The sequence below is a fragment of the Mesorhizobium sp. WSM4935 genome, assembly GCF_029625735.1.
GTDB lineage: Bacteria > Pseudomonadota > Alphaproteobacteria > Rhizobiales > Rhizobiaceae > Mesorhizobium.
In genome coordinates, this window is record NZ_JARTVR010000003.1 from 699848 (window position 1) to 719747 (window position 19900).

Genomic DNA, 19900 nt, shown 5'->3' on the forward strand with positions numbered 1-19900 from the left:
ATAAGAGGTCGCGGCTCCTTACACGAAGCCGACTGCCTATTCTAGCCGGGAATTTCAGCAGTGGCGAATGCCTCGAACTGTTCGGGCAGCCCAATGCGAAAGCCGTTATGCAGCCTTCTCGACGAGCCGCGCCAGCTGCGTCATCACCACGGCCGAGCCGGCGAGCCGCTTCTCCGCATTCGGCCAGTCGCGGATGAAGACGACGCTGTGATCAGCCCTGATCTTGGCCTGCGACCCCTGCTCGCCGATGAATTTGACCAGCCCGACCGGATTGGGGAATTCGCGCTTGCGGAAATGGATGACCACGCCCTTGGGGCCGGCATCGAGCTTCTCGACATTGGCCTTGCGGCAGAGCGCCTTGATGAAGACGATCTTCAACAGATGCGTCACCTCTTCCGGCAGCGGCCCGAAGCGGTCGATCAGCTCTGCGCCGAACCCATCGATCTCCTCGGTGGTTTCGAGGTCGCCGAGGCGCCGGTAGAGCGCCATGCGGAGCTGCAGGTCGGGCACGTAGCTTTCCGGGATCATCACGGCTGTGCCGACCGCAATCTGCGGCGACCATCCGCCGTCCTGAACTTCGCCGGTGTCCTTCACCTCGGCCACCGCCTCTTCCAGCATCTGCTGGTAAAGCTCGAAACCGACCTCCTTGATATGCCCGGACTGCTCTTCGCCGAGCAGATTGCCGGCCCCGCGTATGTCAAGATCGTGGCTGGCGAGCTGGAAACCGGCGCCGAGCGTATCGAGCGACTGCAGCACCTTCAGCCGCCGCTCGGCCGTGTCGGTCAGCTTGCGGTTGGCCGGCAGCGTGAACAGCGCGTAGGCGCGCACCTTCGAGCGGCCGACGCGGCCGCGCAGCTGGTAGAGCTGCGCCAGGCCGAACATGTCGGCGCGGTGGATGATCAGCGTGTTGGCGGTCGGGATGTCGAGACCGGATTCGACGATGGTGGTCGACAAAAGCACATCGTACTGGCCGTCATAGAAGGCGTTCATGATGTCGTCGAGCTCGCCCGGCGGCATCTGGCCGTGGGCGACCGCGACCTTCAATTCCGGCACGGATTCCTTCAGGAAATCATGGATTTCGGCCAGGTCGCTGATGCGCGGCACGACATAGAAGGAATGGCCACCGCGATAGCGCTCGCGCAGGAGCGTCTCGCGGATCACCAGCGGATCGAAGGGCGAGATGAAGGTGCGCACCGCCATGCGGTCGACCGGCGGCGTGGCGATCAGCGACAGTTCCCGCACGCCGGTCAGCGCCAGCTGCAGCGTGCGCGGGATCGGCGTCGCCGAAAGCGTGAGCACATGCACGTCGTTCTTGAGCTCCTTCAGCCGCTCCTTGTGCTTGACGCCGAAATGCTGCTCCTCGTCGATGATCAACAAGCCGAAATTCTTGAACGAGATCGAGCTGCCGAGCAGCGCATGCGTGCCGACGACGATGTCGACCGTCCCCTCGGCAACGCCTTTCTTCGTTTCGGCCAGCTCCTTGGAGCCGACCAGGCGCGAGGCCTGGGCGATGCGGATCGGCAGGCCAGAGAAGCGCTGCGAGAAGGTCTTGAAATGCTGGCGCGACAGCAAGGTCGTCGGCACCACGACCGCGACCTGGAACCCTTCCATGGCCGCGATGAAAGCGGCGCGCAGCGCCACTTCCGTCTTGCCGAAACCCACATCGCCGCAGACCAGCCGGTCCATCGGCTTGCCGGCGCCGAGATCGTCCATGACGGCATCGATCGCGGTCTGCTGGTCGTCGGTCTCCTCGTACGGAAAACGCGCGGCGAACTCGCCATAGAGCCCCTCGGCCGGGACCATGGCGGGCGCAGAACGCATTTGCCGCTCGGCGGCGATCCGGATCAATTGCCCGGCCATGTCGAGCAGGCGCTTCTTCAGCCGCGCCTTGCGCGCCTGCCAGGCGCCGCCGCCCAGCTTGTCGAGCGTCGCTTCGGCCGAATCCGAGCCATAGCGCGACAGAAGCTCAATGTTCTCGACCGGCAGGAACAGCCTGTCGTCGCCGGCATAGTGGATTTCAAGGCAGTCATGCGGCGCTCCCACCGCCTCGATGGTGCGCAGACCAATGAAGCGGCCGATGCCGTGATCGGCATGCACGACGATATCGCCGGCGGACAGCGACGAGGCCTCGGCGATGAAATCGGAAGCCTTCTTCTTGCGCTTCGAGCGGCGGATCAGCCTGTCGCCCAAAATGTCCTGCTCGGCGACGACGACCATGTCGTCCGTCTCGAAGCCGGATTCGAGCGGCAGCACCGCAAGTCCCGCTTGCCCGGGCTCGAGCTTTTCGACTTCGGCAAGCGTGGCGACGGTCTTCAGATTGCCGAGATGATGCTCGGCCAGGATTTGCCCGAGCCGGTCGAGCGAGCCTTCGGTCCAGCCGGCGACGATGACGCGGCGGCGTGCCGCGCGCTCGTCGGCAATGTGCTTTACGACGACGTCGAAGACGTTGATGTTCGGATCGGCGCGCTCCTCGGCGAAACTGCGGCCCTGCCGGGAGCCGCCATGGAAAACCTTCTTGCCGCCGACATCCGGGGCATCGAACACGGTGAAGTCGATATCCTCACGCGGCCCGAGCGAGGCTTTGAGATTCTCCGGCGACAGGTAAAGCAGATCAGGCGCCACCGGCTTATAGGGCACGGCGTCCTTCAGCGCGCTGTCGGCCTGCTTCCGGCGCGCCTCGTAATGGTCGAGAATCAGCTTGTGCCGCTCCGACAGCGCCTCGTGCGCCAGATGGTCGAAGACCACAGGCGCGTCCGGCAGGTAGTCGAACACCGTTTCCAGCCGCTCGTAGAAGAAGGGCAGCCAGTGCTCCATGCCGGCAAAACGGCGCCCTTCGCTGACCGCCGCATAGAGTGCGTCGTCGCGCGATGGCGCGCCAAAGGCTTCGATATAGGAGCGGCGGAAGCGGCTGATCGTCTCCGGCGTCAGCGCTACCTCGCTCATCGCCTGCAGCGACATCGACTTGCGCTGGCCGGTCGTGCGCTGGGTCGCGACATCGAAGACGCGGATCGATTCCAGCGTATCGCCGAAGAAATCGAGCCGCAGCGCCTCGCTCCAGCCAGGCGCGAAAAGGTCGAGAATGCCGCCGCGCACCGCGAATTCGCCCAGTCCGCGCACGGTCGGTACGCGTTCGAAGCCGGACGTCTCCAGACGCGCGATCAGCGCGTTCATGTCGATCTGGTTGCCGGGCCTGGCGTGGAAAGTCTGCGCTTCGATCAGATCGGCCGGCGGGACGCGCTGCAAGAGCGCATTGGCGGTGGTCAGGATGACGGCGCGATGCGGTTTCTTCGCCAGCGCGATCATGGCGGAAAGCGCGTCGAGCCGCCGCGCCGCGGCGTCCGCGCCGGGCGACACGCGATCGTAAGGCAGGCAGTCCCACGCGGGCAGTTCCAGCACCGGCAGGCCGGGCGCCGCAAAGGCGAGCGCCTCGATGATCGCCGGCAGCCGCTGGCCGTCGCGCGCGACGAACAGTACCGGCTTGTCGGGCGCGATCTCCTGCGCGGTCTGTACCAGCGCGAAGGCTTCGTAGCCGTCGGCGACGCCGTCGACGATGAACTGGCCGGCGCGGCCCTTGGGCAGGCCGATTGTGGGGATGAGGCTCATGAATAGGCGGTTTTCAAAATGTCATGGTCCGGCGCGATGCCAGGATCTTTTGCAGCACCGCGCAATCGATATCGGGCGGAACCGGGCGCTCGCCGGTGATCATCGGCAGAAATTCGGTGTCGGGGATTTCGAGAAGTCTCTCATATTGGTCGATTTCATTGCCGGTCAAGGCGCCGATCTCGGCATCGGCGAAGGAGCCAAGGATCAGATCCATCTCGCGCATGCCGCGATGCCAGGAGCGGAACAGGAGCTTGCGGCGGCGGGCATCCAGCCCCTCGCTCGATCGCTGTGTTCCGGTCATGGCGCCGCATCCCTGTCCAAAGCGGCGCATATAGCGTGGATAGAGAGCGGTGTCAGCCTTTGCGCTGCCGTCGTCGCGACATAAGCTGACAGGATGCGTCCCACCATCCTCGATCCCCTATTCGTTCCGATCACCTCGCTTGCCGGCGTAGGGCCGAAGGTTGGCCTGCTGATCGAACGCGTGGTGCCGGCCGATCTCGGCGATCGCGCCGCGCGCGCCGCCGACCTCTTGTTCGTGCTGCCCAACACGGTGATCGACCGCCGCAACCGGCCCGGCATCGCGCTGTCGGCCGAAGGCCAGATTGTCACGCTCGAAGTGCGGGTCGACCGCCATCAACCGCCGCCGCGCGGCAACCGGTCGGTGCCCTACCGGGTTTACGCTCATGACGACACCGGCGAGGTCGCGCTGACCTTCTTCCATGCCCATGCCGCCTATCTTCAGAAGATGCTTCCCGAGGGCGAACGTGTCGTGATCTCCGGCCGCATGGAGTGGTTCAACGGCCGCCCGACCATGGTCCATCCCGACCATATCGCGCCGCTCGATGAGGCCGAGGGCCTGCCGCTGGTCGAGCCGGTCTATCCGCTCACCGCCGGCCTGTCGTCAAAGGTGCTGCGCCGCGCCATCGGACAGGCGCTGGGGCGTCTGCCGGAGTTGCCTGAGTGGCAGGACGACGCCTTCATGCGCCGCCATACTTTCCGGTCCTTCGGCGACGCGCTTGCCCGCATCCATTATCCGAAGGACCCGATCGACGTTGCCGTCGAGGGATCGGCCTGGCGGCGCCTTGCCTATGACGAATTGCTGGCCGGTCAGGTTTCGCTGGCACTGGTTCGGGCCAGAATCCGCCGCTTGTCGGGCCGGCCGCTTATCGGCGACGGCAGCATCGTCGAGAAATTGCGCGCCGCCCTGCCCTACAAACTCACGCCCAGCCAGGAATTCGCGCTTGGCGAAATCAACGCCGATCTCGCCGATCCCGAACGCATGCTGCGCCTGCTGCAAGGCGATGTTGGCTCCGGCAAGACGGTGGTGGCGCTGCTTGCCATGGCGCGCGCTGTCGAGGCGGGCGGCCAGGCGGCCCTGATGGCGCCGACCGAAATCCTGGCGCGCCAGCATCTGGCGACCATCGCGCCGCTGGCGGAAAAAGCTGGCCTGCGCACCGCTATCCTTACCGGGCGCGAGAAGGGCCGCGAACGCACAGAGACGCTTGCAGGTCTCGCCAGCGGCGCGATCGACATTGTCGTCGGCACGCATGCGCTGTTTCAGGAAACGGTGACGTTCCACGACCTGGTGCTTGCCGTGGTCGACGAACAGCATCGCTTCGGCGTCCACCAGCGCCTTGCCATCACCGCCAAGGGCGACGCGCCGGATATGCTGGTGATGACGGCGACCCCCATCCCGCGCACGCTGGTACTGACCGCCTTTGGCGACATGGACGTCTCGAAGCTCACCGAGAAGCCGGTCGGCCGGCAGCCGATCCGCACCGTGACCTTGCCGATGGAGCGGCTGGACGAACTGGTCGGGCGCATGCGTGACGCAGTTGCGGAGGGGCAAAAGATCTACTGGATCTGTCCACTGGTCGAGGAATCCGAGGAAGTAAAACTGATGTCGGCGGAGGACCGTTTTGCGTCGCTGAAACCGCTGTTCGGCGACCGGATCGGCCTGGTGCACGGCCGCATGAAGGGTGCGGAAAAGGACGAGGCGATGCGCGCCTTCAAGGAGGGCGAAACGCGCATCCTGATAGCGACCACCGTCATCGAGGTCGGCGTCGACGTGCCGGATGCGACGATCATGGTCATCGAGCATGCCGAACGCTTCGGCCTTGCCCAGTTGCACCAACTGCGCGGCCGCGTCGGGCGCGGCGACAAGCCGTCATCCTGCGTCCTGCTCTACAAGGACCCGCTCGGCGAGACGGCGAAGCGCCGGCTTTCGGTGATGCGCGAGACCGAGGACGGCTTCAAGATCGCCGAGGAGGACCTGAAGCTGCGCGGCGAAGGCGAATTGCTGGGCACAAGGCAATCGGGCACGCCCGGCTTCCAGGTGGCGCGCCTCGAATTCCATGCCGATCTGCTCGAAGCCGCGCGCGACGATGCGCGGCTGATCCTGTCGCGCGACCCGGAACTGCAGTCCCAGCGCGGCGAGGCACTGCGCTTGCTGCTTTATCTGTTCGGGCGCGACGACGCGGTGCGGCTGCTGCGCGCCGGCTGAGCGGCGCCGATCGCCGGATTGGCAAGGCCGCCTTCGACGGGCTCGCCATTGAGAGTCACCAGCTTGGCCTTGACCTCCGGCGCCACCATGCCAGCCGAGACGATCAGCTTGGCCCCGTCCTCGATCGACATGTCGAGCGGCACGATCTCGGATTTGTGCACATACATCAGGAAGCCGGTGGTCGGGTTGGGTGTGCAAGGCATGAACACCGCGATCAGCGGATCGCCTTCCCGGTCGAGTTTCTGGTTGATCTCGGTTTCCTTCTCGCTGGCGACGAAAACCAGCGACCAGACGCCTTTGCGCGGATATTCGACCAGCCCGACCTGGCGGAACATGTCGCCCTTGTTCGACAGCACGGTCTCGAAAATCTGCTTCAGCGAGCCATAGATGCCGCGCACCAGCGGCATGCGGCCCAGCAGCCGCTCGCCGAAATTGACGATCGCGCGGCCGACGATATTCGCCGCCAGGAAGCCGATCAGCGTGATCAGCACCAGTGCCACGATCAGGCCGAAGCCCGGAACCGGGAACGGCAGGTAGGTGTCCGGATTGTAGCGGACCGGGATGTAAGGCTTCACCCAGGAATCGACCCAGCCGATCAGCGACCAGGCGATATAAGCCGTGATCGCCAGCGGCGCGCAGACGATGAACCCCGTCAGGAAATAATTCCTCAGCCGGGTCATGCCAGAGGTCTTCAGGGCGTCGGACATGGGTTCACCGCGGCGCAGGTTGCAACGCTGAGATTAGTGAACCGCGAGCCGGTTTGGAACTGCGAAGTTTTTAAAGAGTGCCCTTCCTAAGAAGGCTGCATACTCCGCTATTCTACCGTCACGGACTTCGCCAGATTGCGCGGCTGGTCGACGTCGGTGCCCATGAACACCGCGGTGAAATAGGCCAACATCTGGATCGGTAGCGCGTAGATGATCGGCGCGATGATCTCCGGCACCTCGGGCAGGATGATCGTCTCCATCGTCTTGATGCCGGCCTGCGCCGCGCCCTTTTTGTCGGTGATCAGGATGATCTTGCCGCCGCGGGCCGCCACTTCCTGCATGTTCGACACCGTCTTTTCGAAGATGCGGTCGTGCGGCGCGATCACGATCACCGGCATGTTCTCGTCGATCAGCGCGATCGGCCCGTGCTTCAATTCGCCGCCGGCATAGCCTTCGGCGTGGATGTAGGAAATTTCCTTGAGCTTCAGCGCGCCTTCCATGGCCAACGGGAAGTTCGTGTCGCGGCCGAGATAGAGCACGTCTTTGTAGCGCGACAGCTCGCGCGAGATGCGCTCGATCTGCTCGTCGAGCTTCAGTACCTGGGTGGCGTAGCGCGGCGCTTCGGAAAGCTCGCGCACCAGCTGCTTTTCCTGATCGGGCGAGATCGTGCCGCGCGCCACGCCCGCGCGGACGGCAAGCGCAGCCAAGACCGAAAGCTGGCAGGTAAAAGCCTTGGTCGAGGCGACGCCGATCTCCGGGCCGGCAAGTGTGGGCAGCACGACATCGGATTCGCGCGCCATGGTCGATTCGCGCACATTGACCACAGCGCCGATCTTCATGCCGGCCTTGCGGCAATAGCGCAGCGAAGCCAGCGTATCGGCGGTCTCGCCCGACTGCGAGATGAAGAAGGCCGCGTCATTGGCCGAAAGCGGCATCTCGCGGTAGCGGAACTCGGAGGCGACATCGATATCGACCGGCAATCGCGCATAGCGCTCGAACCAATATTTCGAGATCAGCCCGGCGAGATAGGCGGTGCCGCAGGCCGAAAGCGCCAGCCGGCCGATGCTGGCGAAGTCGAAGGGCAGCGCGAGCGGCTTCGACTTGCCGGAAACGAAATCCACATAGTGCGCCAATGTGTGCGAGATCACCTCCGGCTGCTCATGGATTTCCTTTTCCATGAAATGCCGGCGGTTGCCCTTGTCGACCATGAAGCTGGTCGACAGTGACTGCTGGCGCTTGCGATCGACCTTGTTGCCGTCGATGTCGTAGATGCTAACGCCATTGCGACGCACGACCGCCCAGTCGCCGTCTTCCAGATAGGTGACCGCATTGGTGAACGGCGCCAGCGCGATCGCGTCCGAGCCCAAAAACATCTCGCCTTCGCCATGGCCGACGGCCAAAGGCGGACCATTGCGGGCGCCGACGATCAGGTCCTCGTCCCCCGTGAACATGATCGCCAGAGCGAATGCGCCGTGCAGCCGCCTCAGCGCGTGGTGCGCGGCTTCGACCGGCTTCAGCCCCCTGGCGAGTTCGCGCGCCACCAGATGCGCGACGACTTCGGTATCGGTCTGCGAAGCGAAAGAGTAGCCGTCCCGGGTGAGCTCGTCGCGCAGTTCGGCGAAATTCTCGATGATGCCGTTGTGGACGATGGCGACGCCTTTGGAAAAATGCGGATGCGCATTGGTCTCGTTGGGAACGCCATGCGTCGCCCAACGCGTGTGGCCGATGCCGATCGTGCCGTCGAGCGGCTCGTCCTTCAGCCGGCGTTCGAGGTTGATGAGCTTGCCTTCGGCGCGGCGCCTTCCGAGCTCGCCCTTCTCGATGGTGGCGACACCGGCCGAGTCGTAGCCGCGATATTCAAGCCGCTTCAGCGCGTCGACGATGAGCGGCGCGACTTGGCTTCGGCCGACGATTCCAACGATACCGCACATGGCGCTTGCCCCCGAATCCCAGCGGAAAACCCGGCGTTATCTAGGGGTTGCCGGCCTGCCGCGAAAGTCACTTTGCGTTTCGTTCCGTGTCACCGGGAACGCTCTTGAACAGATGGACATTCTCAAATCGTCCTTGCAATCCGGTTACCGCAACTGCTCGTCTTGTCGCATCCACAGCTTGCCAGCTCTCACCACCATTTAACTAGTTGTGGCTCGAGCATGTCATCCTTCGAACGATGAGCACCACACAGCCGTTGACATATAGAGCCCCACCTGTTGGCGGATGTGCCCGCTCCCTGGCGGCTTGTCTTTGGCCCGACTTTAGGCGCTTATTCGATCTATGAGCCAAACGAAGGATACCGTAACGCTCTGGCGTCCGGTCGGACCGAAGGAACTGGAACTGATCAAGGCTTCGGGCATGCGCGAATTTCCACCGCGCCTGCCCGATCAGCCGATTTTCTATCCCGTGCTCACCGAAGCCTATGCGGTCCAGATCGCCCGCGACTGGAACGTTCCGACGAGCGGCTCCGGCTTCGTTACCCGGTTCGAGGTTCTGAGAAGCTTTCTGGATGGCTACCGAATCGAGCACGCCGGCAGCAAAGCGCATCTCGAATACTGGATACCCGCCGAGGACCTGCCTCAATTCAACAAGGCGATCGTCGGCAAGATCGAGGTGACGGCGGCCTTCGGCAAAACCACCGAAAGCACCGCCTGAAACGCTATTCCGCCGCTGCCTTCTTCCTTGCCGCGGCGGCCGAGGCGAAGCGCTCGCGCAACTCCTTGCCTTTGCCCGGGATCGTCTTCTGACGAGCGCGGCCGAAGGCCAGCGCGTCGTCGGGCACGCTTTCGGTGATCACGCTGCCGGAACCGATGTACCCGCCCTTGCCGATCGAGACCGGCGCCACCAGCGCGGAATTCGAGCCGACAAAGGCGCCCTCGCCGATATCGGTGAAGAATTTCGAATAGCCGTCATAATTGCAGGTGATGGTGCCGGCGCCGATATTTGCCGCCGCCCCCACGCGCGCATCGCCGATATAGGTCAGGTGGTTGACCTTGGCGCCCTCCTCGATCGTCGCCTGCTTGACCTCGCAGAAATTGCCGACCTTTGCCTTGTGTCGAAGATCGGCGCCCGGCCGCAGCCGCGCGAACGGCCCTACGTCGCAATTGGACGCGATCGTTGCGCCCTCGATATGGCTGAAGGCGTGGATCTTGGCGCCCGATGCGATTCTGACGCCCGGCCCGAACCAGACATTAGGCTCGACGATCGTGTCGGCGCCGATCTCGGTATCATGCGAGAAATAGACGGTTTCGGGCGCGATCAGCGTAACTCCGGACAGCATCGCCTCGCGCCGCCGGCGCGCCTGCCAGATCGCTTCCGCCTCGGCAAGCTCGGCCCGGTTGTTGATGCCCAGCGCATTTTCGAAGCTTGCCTCGGTGGCTACAACGTCGAGCCCTTCGGCGCTGGCGATCTCGACGATGTCGGTCAGGTAGAATTCGCCCTTGGCATTCTTGTTGCCGACCTTATCGAGCAGCCGAAGCGCATGCTTGCCCGCCACCGCCATCATGCCGGCATTGCAGAAGCCGATCTTCTTTTCCTCGTCGGAGCAGTCTTTTTCCTCGCGGATGGCGACGAGCCGGCCGCCCTTTTCGATCAAACGGCCGTAGCCGGCCGGGTTTGGCGGGCGGAAGCCGATGACGGCGACGGCGGCACCTTCCGCGAGCTTCTGCCGCGCGGCGGCCAGCGCCTGCGCATCGATCAGAGGCGTATCGCCGAACATGACAAGGATGTCGTCGTAACCCTTTGATATTGCTTCGCGAGCGGCGAGAACGGCATGCGCAGTGCCGAGCCGCTTCTCCTGCACGAAAGTGTCCGCCTTCGGTGCGAATTTCTGCGCCGCCTTGCGCATCTCGTCGGCGCCGTGGCCGATCACCAGCGCCAGGCCGGTAGCCCCAGCCGCCTCGGCCGCCTTCACGACATGCGCGACCATCGGCAAGCCGGCAATGGCGTGCAGCACCTTGGGCATCGCGCTTTTCATGCGCGTGCCTTCGCCCGCGGCGAGGATGACGGACAGGCAGGATCTCTGGCTCATTTAAGGACAACCATGTGAAAGCTTAAATCAACGCATACTAGCAGCCGCGTGATGCTGCACCAATGCGGTTAAATTCCGGTGAGGTGACGGAGCAGCTGACTTTTAATCAGCAGGTCCACAGTTCGATCCGCGCGCATGAAGACTATCCCAGCCTTCCCAGCACCCAGAAATTCTCCAGCAGCCAGTACGAAACGCTCTGTACGCCGCCGGTGAGGAAAAACACCCCGGCGACGACCAGCAGCGCGCCGATCGCCTTCTCGACGCGGCCGAGATGGACGCGGAACTTGCCGAGGAAGCGCATGAAGGCGCCGGAAAACAGCGCCGCGATCAGGAACGGGATGCCGAGGCCGAGCGAATAGGCGGCAAGCAGCAGCGCGCCCTCGCCCACCGTCTCGCGCCCGCCGGCCAAAGTCAGGATCGGCCCCAGCACCGGGCCGATGCAAGGCGTCCAGCCGAAGGCGAAGGCAAGCCCCATGACATAGGCTGCAACCATGTTGGCCGGCTTGCCCTGCGACTGGAAGCGCGCCTCGCGCGACAAAAGCGGAATGCGCAGGATGCCGAGGAAGTTCAGGCCCATGATGATGATCAGCGCGCCCGCCGCCATCGCCAGCGGTTCCTGCCAGACACGCAGCAGCCGCCCGATGGTCGAGGCGCCGGCGCCGAGCGCGACGAAGACGGTGGAGAAGCCGAGCACGAAGGCTAAGGAGGCATAAAGCAGCGCGCCGCGAGCGCCTTCCTTCGCTGTGACGCTCTGATTGCCCCGGAAATCCTCGACCGAAACGCCGGCCATGTAGCAGAGATAGGGCGGCACCAGCGGCAGCACGCAAGGCGACAGGAACGAGATCGCCCCTGCCCCGACCGCGCTGACATAGCCGATGTCCAATGCCATCCAATGAGTTCCGATTGTGCAGGCGTTGATATAGCGATGCGAGCGCGCGCCTGCCAATCACCATTGTGTGGCACGTCGCCGCTTCGCAGCCGGAAGAAACAGGCTTCCTAACGCGTTGACCGAATGAGCGCGCGACTGCCGCGCTTGTTTCAGGGAGATTTATCATGAAATCGATTGCACTCGGGCTTGCCGTCCTTCTGCTCGGCACCGCCGCATCCCAGGCCGCCGAAGCGTGGAAGGAAGCCGAAGTCGGTGGCACCAAGATCTACACCGACGCCAAGGGCATGACGCTCTACACCTTCGACGAGGACGAGAAGGGCAAGTCCAATTGCTACGACAAATGCGCCGCCAACTGGCCGCCGCTGAAGGCCGAGGCAGGCGCCAAGGCCGACGACGAATGGACGGTCGTCGACCGTACCGACGGCACCAAGATGTGGGCCTATGATGGCAAGCCGGTCTATACCTTCGTCAAGGACAAGAAGGCCGGCGACATGACGGGGGAAGGCGTCGCCGGCGCCTGGCACGTGGTCAAGGCCGACTGAACTCACGCTGTTGACGCTCCGGCTGCCGGCTCCCTTGATCCGGCAGCCGGTCGTCTTTACCGGTTGTCCGCCCGGTTCGAGGCGCGAACCCCGTCATCCCCAAAAAATGTGATCTTTGCCATACACTCTAAGAGTGTATCGTCCGCGGCCGCTTCCCAAATTGGCCGCTTCCCCTTGACCGATTGCAAAAGCACGGCCATGTGAGCGACGAAAAGAGTGGGATTTCGTCGTGCGTCGCGGAGCTCTTCCGCCACCTCACAGCTGATTAAGAGACCTCATGGACGTCGTCGTCGTCGAATCGCCGGCCAAGGCGAAGACAATCAACAAATATCTGGGCAAGAACTATAAGGTTCTGGCCTCGTTCGGGCATGTCCGCGATCTGCCGGCCAAGGACGGCTCGGTGCGGCCCGACGAGGATTTCGCCATGTCCTGGTCGGTAGACACCGCGTCCGGCAAGCGTCTCGCCGACATCGCCAAGGCGGTCAAGGATGCCGACGGCCTGATCCTCGCAACCGACCCGGATCGCGAGGGCGAGGCCATTTCCTGGCACGTGCTGGAAGTCCTGAAGCAGAAGCGCGCGCTGAAGGACAAGCCGGTCAGCCGCGTCGTCTTCAACGCCATCACCAAGGCCTCGGTGCTCGATGCGATGGCCAATCCGCGCCAGATCGACGCGCCGCTGGTCGATGCCTATCTCGCCCGCCGCGCGCTCGACTATCTCGTCGGCTTCACGCTGTCGCCGGTGCTGTGGCGCAAGCTGCCGGGCGCCCGTTCCGCCGGCCGCGTGCAGTCGGTGGCCCTGCGCCTCGTCTGCGATCGCGAATCCGAGATCGAGCGCTTCATCCGCGAGGAATACTGGCAGATCGCAGCCATCCTCGACACGCCGCGCAACGACAGTTTCGAGGCGCGGCTGACCGCCTATGCCGGCAAGAAGCTGCAGAAGCTCGACATCGCCAACAAGGCGCAGGCCGATGACATCAAGGCGATGCTCGAGGGCGCGACCTTCAAGGCGTTGTCGGTCGAAGCCAAGCCCACCAAGCGCAATCCGGCGCCGCCCTTCACCACCTCGACACTGCAACAGGCCGCCTCTTCGCGGCTCGGCTTCTCGGCCAACCGCACCATGCAGGTCGCGCAAAAGCTCTATGAGGGCATGGATGTCGGCGGCGAGACCGCTGGCCTCATCACCTATATGCGTACCGACGGCGTGCAGATGGCGCCGGAGGCGATCGAGGCCGCCCGCAACGCCATCGTCAGCGAGTTCGGCGCAAAATACCTGCCGGAGAAGCCGCGCTACTATTCGGTCAAGGCCAAGAACGCCCAGGAAGCCCACGAGGCGATCCGCCCGACCGATTTCAAGCGCACGCCGGCTTCCGTTCGGCAATATCTCGACGCCGATCAGGCCCGCCTCTACGAGCTGATCTGGAAGCGCGCCATCGCCAGCCAGATGCAGCCTGCCGAAATCGAGCGCACCACGGTCGAGATCGAGGCCGCCAACGGCGCCCGCACCGCGGAGCTGCGCGCGATCGGCTCGGTAGTCCGTTTCGATGGCTTCATCGCCGCCTACACGGACCAGAAGGACGAGGACGCGGAGGACGAGGAAAGCCGCCGCCTGCCCGAGATCCGCTCCGGCGAGCAGCTCGCCCGTCAGGCGATCAACGCCACCCAGCACACCACCGAGCCGCCGCCGCGCTATTCCGAGGCCTCGCTGATCAAGAAGCTGGAAGAGCTGGGCATCGGCCGGCCGTCGACCTACACCGCGATCCTGAAGACGCTCGAGGATCGCGACTATGTCACCATCGACCGGCGCAAGCTGGTGCCGCAGGCCAAGGGCCGGCTGCTCTCGGCCTTTCTGGAAAGTTTCTTCGAGCGCTATGTCGAATATGATTTCACCGCCTCGCTCGAGGAGAAGCTCGACGAGATTTCCGACGGCAAGCTCGCCTGGAAGGACGTCCTGCGCGACTTCTGGAAGGATTTCTCCGGCGCCGTCGACGACATCAAGGAACTGCGCGTCGCCGACGTGCTCGATGCGCTCAATGAAGAACTCGCGCCGCTTGTCTTCCCCGAGCGCGAGGATGGTTCCAATCCGCGCATCTGCCCGAAATGCGGCACCGGCAATCTCTCGCTGAAGCTCGGCAAGTTCGGTGCCTTCGTCGGCTGCTCGAACTATCCGGAATGCTCCTACACCCGCCAGCTCGGCGACGCCGCCAACCCCAATGGCGAGAACGGCAATGGCGAGGACGGCGTCAAGCTGCTCGGCAAGGACCCTTACACGGCCGAGGAAATCACCCTGAGGAGCGGCCGTTTCGGCCCCTATATCCAGCGCGGCGAAGGCAAGGATGCCAAGCGCTCCAGCCTGCCCAAGGGCTGGACGCCCGAGTCGATCGACCATGAGAAGGCGCTGGCGCTGCTGGCCCTGCCGCGCGATGTCGGAAAACATCCCGAAACCGGCAAGATGATCTCGGCCGGCCTCGGGCGCTACGGCCCGTTCGTGCTGCATGACGGCACCTATGCCAATCTGGAGAGCATCGAGGACGTGTTCTCGATCGGCCTGAATCGCGCCGTCTCGGTGATCGCCGAGAAGCAGCAGAAGGGCAAGGCTGGCCGCAACGGCGCCACGCCGGCGGCGCTGAAGGAGCTTGGCGACCATCCCGACGGCGGTGGCAAGATCGTCGTGCGCGACGGCCGCTATGGGCCCTATGTCAATTACGGCAAGGTCAATGCGACGCTGCCCAAGGGCAAGGACCCGCAATCGGTGACGATGGAAGAGGCGCTCGCCCTGATCGCCGAAAAGGAAGCCAAGGGCGGAGGCGGCAAGAAGCCCTTCCGCAGGGCGGCGAAGAAGGGGTAGCAGGACGTGCCGCGCAGGATCTCCGGAAGAAGCCACGGCGATCCGCGCCACGCCGACACGAGGGCCAAGGTGGTCAAGGACGATTACCGGCCCTCGCGCGACGAGATCCTGCGCTACATCGCCGAGAATCCGGATCGCTCCGGCAAGCGCGAAATCGCCAAGGCCTTTGCGCTGCGCGGTCAGGATCGCGTCTGGCTGAAAGACATGCTGCGCGATCTGCAGGATGAGGGTCTGCTGACCAAGGAGCGCAAGCGCCTCAGCCGCGCTGGCGCCGTGCCTCACGTCGCCGTGCTCGATATTTTCGGCCGCGACGACGACGGCGTGCTCCTGGCCAATCCGAGCGAATATACCGGCGCCGGTTCTCCACCTGTCATTGCCATCCGCATTTCGCGCGGGGCCAGCGGCCCTGTGCCTGGCATCGGCGACCGCGTGCTGGCAAAAACCTTCCCGACCGACGATCCGTCAGGCCCTGCCTATACCGGGCGGGTGATGAAGATCTTCGAGAAGCGCAGCGACGCGGTGCTCGGCGTTTTCCGCGTGCTGAAGGACGGCACTTTCCGCATCGAGCCGGTCGAACGGCGCCAGCCGGAGCTGATCGTCGACAAGGAATTCCAGAACGGCGCAATGAACGGCGACCTCGTCGAGGTCGAGCCGGCGCGGGCATCCCGTTACGGGCTGCCCAGGGCAAAAGTGCTGGCGGTGCTGGGATCCTTGACCAGCGAAAAGGCGGTCTCGATGATCGCCATCCACGCCCACGACATTCCCCATGTCTTTCCGGCGGACGTGATCGCCGAGGCCGAAGCGGTGAAACCGGCGACGCTCGATCACCGCGAGGATTGGCGCGACCTGCCGCTGGTGACCATCGATCCGGCCGACGCCAAGGACCATGACGACGCCGTCTTCGCCACGCCCGATCCGGACGAGAAGAATCCCGGCGGCGTCGTTGTGACCGTGGCGATCGCCGATGTCGCGGCCTATGTGCGCTACGGAAAGCCGCTCGATCGCGAGGCCCTGAAGCGCGGCAATTCGGTCTATTTCCCGGACCGGGTCGTGCCGATGCTGCCCGAACGCATCTCGAACGACCTCTGCTCGCTGCGCGAGGGCGAGGACCGGCCGGCCATCGCCGTGCGCATGACCTTCTCCTCGGAAGGCCGCAAGCTCAGGCACTCCTTCCATCGCGTCATGATGAAGTCGGCGGCCAAGCTCGCCTATCCGCAGGCGCAGGCCGCGATCGACGGCATGCCCGACGACAAGACGCGGCCGATCCTCGACAGCGTCCTGAAGCCGCTCTGGGACGCCTATGCCGTGCTGAAACGCGGCCGCGACGCCCGCCAGCCGCTGGAGCTCGACCTGCCGGAGCGCAAGATCCTGTTGAAGCCGGACGGCACCGTCGACCGCGTGGTCGTGCCGGAGCGCCTCGACGCGCATAAGCTCATCGAGGAGTTCATGATCCAGGCCAATGTCGCGGCCGCAGAGACCTTGGAGGGCAAGAAAGAGCCGCTCGTCTACCGCATTCATGACGCGCCATCGCTCGCCAAGCAGGAATCGCTGCGCGACTTCCTGGCAACGCTTAGCCTGTCCCTAGCGCGCGGCGCGCAGATGCGGCCCAGCCAGTTCAACGGCATTCTGGAGCGGGTGCGCGGCGCCGACAACGAGGCGCTGGTCAACGAAGTGGTGCTGCGTTCGCAGAGCCAGGCCGAATATTCGCCGAAGAACATCGGCCATTTCGGCCTCAACCTCAGGCGCTACGCGCATTTCACCTCGCCGATCCGCCGTTATGCCGATCTGGTCGTGCACCGGGGGCTGATTGCGGCACTTGGTCTGGGCTCCGGCGGCCTGACGCAACAGGAGGCGGACCGGCTGGAAGAGGTCGCCGCGCTGATCTCGGCCACGGAGCGCCGTGCCATGGCCGCCGAGCGCGACACTGTCGACCGGCTGATCGCCGCCTATCTCGCCGAGCGCGTCAACGATACGTTCGACGCGCGCATTTCCGGCGTCACCAAGGCGGGACTTTTTGTCCAATTGCCGCAGTACGGCGCCGACGGTTTTATCCCGGTGTCAAGTTTGGGCGGCGATTACTATATCTATGACGAAACCGCCCGATCGCTTTACGGCGAACGCACCGGCAGAGGCTATCAGCTTGCCGACCGCGTCGAAGTCCGGCTGGTCGAGGTCGCGCCGATGGCCGGCGCGATGCGTTTCGAGATGCTGACCGACCCGAAGCCCCTGCCCGGCTCGAGGCGGTCGTTCCACAAGGCCAAAGGCCGCGCCCGCGCGTCGCAACCGCGCGTCGGTCCGCGCGGCAGGAGACGGTAATGCCAGGCAATTTCCAGGTGGAAGAACAGGTTTTCGGCGGCGAGCATCATTCGGGCCGGGTCGCTCGTCCGCTGTGGACGGCGATGAAGCGCGGCTTGCTTGGTCGCTGCCCGCATTGCGGCAAGGGAAAGCTGTTCCGCGCCTTCGTGAAGCCCGTGGACAAGTGCGAGATCTGCGGCGAGGAGCTGCACCACCATCGTGCGGACGACCTGCCCGCTTATCTGGTCATCGTTATTGTCGGCCATATCGTGCTTGGCGGCTTCATGGCCGCCGAGGCCACGTCGACGCTGTCGACCTGGCAGCACGCGCTGATCTGGGTGCCGCTGACCATTGTTCTGGCCGTCGCGCTGCTGCAGCCGGTCAAGGGCGCCGTCATCGGCCTGCAATGGGCGCTCTATATGCACGGCTTCGGCGGTGAGAAGGACGACTTCGAAAGCCATTCATAAGCCAGGGTGCACCGCTGTCGGCCCTGGTTCAAAAGCCGCGACACGCAAGCCACTTTCGCGTCAAGGAAGTTTCCGCTAGGTCGAGCGCATGGAAGGAATGACCAAGGCGGACGTCGACAAGCTCGATAAAGGCCTGGCCGTGCGCAGCGGCCGGGCGTTGCGTCCGCGTGATGCCGCGACCCTCATTCTGCTCGATCGCCGGGACAAGGACGTCCTGGTGCTGATGGGCAGGCGCCATGCCGGGCACGCCTTCATGCCCGGAAAGTTCGTCTTTCCCGGCGGCCGCACCGATCCCGCGGACAGCCGTATTCCGGTCGCCGCGCCTCTATGCGGCGAAGAAGAGAAAAAGCTGGTCGCCGGCCCCGGCCGCGCCAGCGCGGCGCGGGCCCGGGCGATCGCCCTGTCGGCGCTTCGCGAGACCTATGAGGAAGCCGGCCTGCTGATCGGCCGCAAAGGCGCCTTCTCGACCGCGAAGCGCGACTGGCAGGGTTTCGCCGACCATGGCGTGGTACCCTCGCTGGACGTTCTCCGCTTCGTCGCCCGCGCCATCACCCCGCCCAATCGCGTGCGCCGTTTCGACACGCGTTTCTTCAGCGCCTGGCGCCACGACGTTGCCGTGGAACTGCCCGGCGGCGGCCCGACCAACGAGCTGGAGGAACTCGTCTGGCTACCGCTTGCCGATGCCCGCAAGGCCGACATCCCTGACATTACCGGCATGATCCTGGAAGAACTGGAAGGCCGGCTTGCCGACGATCCCTTGCTGCGGCCGGGGGGCGCGGTGCCGTTCTTCCGGCTCGTCCGCAACCGCTTTGTCCGCGAAGTCCTTTAGAAGCAGAGCATTTTGATCCCATGACGGTCGATACCCAACAAAAGGGCGACGAACGCGTGCACTGGCTGCCGATGGTCGCGGCGATCTCCTCGATCAGCGTCGTCGGCATCGCCATCGGCCTCGGCATGCCGCTGCTCAGCGTCATTCTGGAAAGCCGCGGCCATTCCGCTTCGATGATCGGCCTCAACACCGCCGTCGCCGGCCTCGCCTCGATCGCCGGCGCGCCTTTGGCCACGCCGCTTGCCATGCGGCTCGGTGTCGCCTGGACCATGCTTTTGATGATTGCCATCGGCGCGCTCGCCTTTGTCGGCTTCCATTTCGCGCCGGATTTCTGGATGTGGTTCCCGCTCCGCGTCGCCCTGCACATCTCGCTGACGGTGCTGTTCATCTTGTCGGAATTCTGGATCAGCACCTCCGCCCCCCCCAGCCGCCGCGGCCTTGTGCTTGGCATTTATGCCACCGTTTTGTCACTCGGCTTTGCCGCCGGCCCATGGCTGTTTGCCCATCTCGGCAGTTCGGGCTTCCTGCCGTTCGGCGTCACCATAGCGCTGGTGACGCTCGCCGCCGTTCCGGTGCTTGCGGCGCGCAACGAGAGCCCGACCATCGTCGCCGAGAGCGAGACCAGCCATTTCCTGCGCTACATCTGGCTGGTGCCGACCGCGACCTTCGCGGTGCTTGTCTTCGGCGCGGTCGAGACCGGCGGTTTCTCGCTGTTCCCCGTCTATGGCAGCCGGATCGGCTATTCGGAGGCGGACGCCGCGCTCCTGCTGACGATGATCGGGCTCGGCAACGTGCTTCTGCAGATCCCGATCGGCATGATCAGCGACCGTGTCTCGGACCGCCGTTACCTGCTTCTGGCCTGCGCCACCGTCGGCCTCGTCGGCACAGTCTTCATGCCGTTCTTCGCGCAGAACTGGCACCTGATGGCGGCTCTTCTGTTCGTCTGGGGCGGCGTCGTCGCCGCCATGTACACGATCGGGCTCGCCCATCTCGGCTCGCAACTTTCCGGCCATGAGCTGGCATCGGCAAATGCCGCCTTCGTGCTTTGCTATGGTGTGGGGATGGTGATCGGTCCGCAGGCGATCGGCATCGGCATGGACGCCTTCGGCCCCTCGGGATTCGGTTGGTCGCTCGCCCTTTTCTTCGCCGCCTACATGCTTCTGGTCCTGGTCAGATTGGTGCGCAAGATTCTCTAGGCA

At 64.5% G+C, this 19900-nt stretch carries 14 protein-coding genes; 8 read left to right on the forward strand and 6 right to left on the reverse strand.

Going from position 1 to position 19900, the window contains the following annotated elements; translation table 11 throughout:
* Positions 1–105: 105 nt before the first annotated feature.
* Positions 106–3603 (reverse strand): transcription-repair coupling factor, encoded by a 3498-nt coding sequence (mfd, locus tag P9273_RS11500; protein WP_278048982.1) that lies wholly within the window; start codon positions 3601–3603, stop codon positions 106–108.
* Positions 3604–3616: 13 nt separating this feature from the next.
* Positions 3617–3904 carry an FAD assembly factor SdhE gene (locus P9273_RS11505; protein WP_040995585.1) on the reverse strand — a complete coding sequence of 96 codons (288 nt, stop codon included), beginning with the start codon at positions 3902–3904 and terminating at the stop codon, positions 3617–3619.
* Positions 3905–3997: 93 nt separating this feature from the next.
* On the opposite strand from P9273_RS11505, the gene recG reads away from it, so the two are divergent.
* The gene (gene recG / locus P9273_RS11510) at positions 3998–6106 is read left to right on the forward strand and encodes an ATP-dependent DNA helicase RecG (RefSeq protein WP_278048983.1); all 2109 of its coding nucleotides are present in this window, start codon (positions 3998–4000) and stop codon (positions 6104–6106) included.
* Here the strand turns inward: recG and P9273_RS11515 are convergent.
* Together P9273_RS11515 and glmS are read right to left on the reverse strand one after the other, a co-directional pair.
* Positions 6058–6813, reverse strand: a complete 756-nt coding sequence (locus P9273_RS11515; RefSeq protein WP_040995587.1) for a DUF502 domain-containing protein — start codon at positions 6811–6813, stop codon at positions 6058–6060. The two genes, recG and P9273_RS11515, sit on opposite strands and share 49 nt — an antisense overlap.
* A 107-nt stretch (positions 6814–6920) precedes the next feature.
* Complete coding sequence (gene glmS, locus P9273_RS11520) at positions 6921–8744, reverse strand: glutamine--fructose-6-phosphate transaminase (isomerizing) (RefSeq protein ID WP_278048984.1); 1824 nt, start codon at positions 8742–8744, stop codon at positions 6921–6923.
* A gap of 340 nt (positions 8745–9084) precedes the next feature.
* Here glmS and P9273_RS11525 point away from each other — a divergent pair, with 340 nt between their 5' ends.
* Positions 9085–9459, forward strand: coding sequence for an ADP-ribosylation/crystallin J1 (locus P9273_RS11525; protein ID WP_278048985.1), 375 nt, complete (start codon positions 9085–9087; stop codon positions 9457–9459).
* Between the two features lie 4 nt (positions 9460–9463).
* Here P9273_RS11525 and glmU read toward each other — a convergent pair whose 3' ends face one another.
* Together glmU and P9273_RS11535 are read right to left on the reverse strand one after the other, a co-directional pair.
* Positions 9464–10834 carry a bifunctional UDP-N-acetylglucosamine diphosphorylase/glucosamine-1-phosphate N-acetyltransferase GlmU gene (gene glmU / locus P9273_RS11530; RefSeq protein ID WP_278048986.1) on the reverse strand — a complete coding sequence of 457 codons (1371 nt, stop codon included), beginning with the start codon at positions 10832–10834 and terminating at the stop codon, positions 9464–9466.
* A gap of 142 nt (positions 10835–10976) precedes the next feature.
* Complete coding sequence (locus P9273_RS11535) at positions 10977–11723, reverse strand: cytochrome c biogenesis CcdA family protein (RefSeq protein ID WP_278048987.1); 747 nt, start codon at positions 11721–11723, stop codon at positions 10977–10979.
* A gap of 164 nt (positions 11724–11887) precedes the next feature.
* On the opposite strand from P9273_RS11535, the gene P9273_RS11540 reads away from it, so the two are divergent.
* From P9273_RS11540 to P9273_RS11565, 6 genes are all read left to right on the forward strand, one after another.
* Positions 11888–12265, forward strand: a complete 378-nt coding sequence (locus tag P9273_RS11540) for a COG4315 family predicted lipoprotein (protein ID WP_278048988.1) — start codon at positions 11888–11890, stop codon at positions 12263–12265.
* A 277-nt stretch (positions 12266–12542) separates the two neighbouring features.
* Entirely contained in the window at positions 12543–15110 is a 2568-nt protein-coding gene (topA, locus tag P9273_RS11545; protein WP_278048989.1) for a type I DNA topoisomerase, read from the forward strand.
* 6 nt (positions 15111–15116) lie between these two features.
* Positions 15117–17426: a ribonuclease R gene (gene rnr, locus P9273_RS11550; protein WP_278048990.1), complete on the forward strand. Its 2310-nt coding sequence runs from the start codon at positions 15117–15119 to the stop codon at positions 17424–17426.
* Positions 17426–17872 (forward strand): DUF983 domain-containing protein, encoded by a 447-nt coding sequence (locus P9273_RS11555; RefSeq protein WP_278048991.1) that lies wholly within the window; start codon positions 17426–17428, stop codon positions 17870–17872. Before rnr ends, P9273_RS11555 begins: the two co-directional genes overlap by 1 nt.
* A gap of 88 nt (positions 17873–17960) precedes the next feature.
* On the forward strand, positions 17961–18701 hold the full coding sequence (locus P9273_RS11560) for an NUDIX hydrolase (RefSeq protein WP_278048992.1): 741 nt from the start codon (positions 17961–17963) through the stop codon (positions 18699–18701).
* Positions 18702–18721: 20 nt separating this feature from the next.
* Positions 18722–19897, forward strand: a complete 1176-nt coding sequence (locus P9273_RS11565) for an MFS transporter (RefSeq protein ID WP_278048993.1) — start codon at positions 18722–18724, stop codon at positions 19895–19897.
* Positions 19898–19900: the final 3 nt, after the last annotated feature.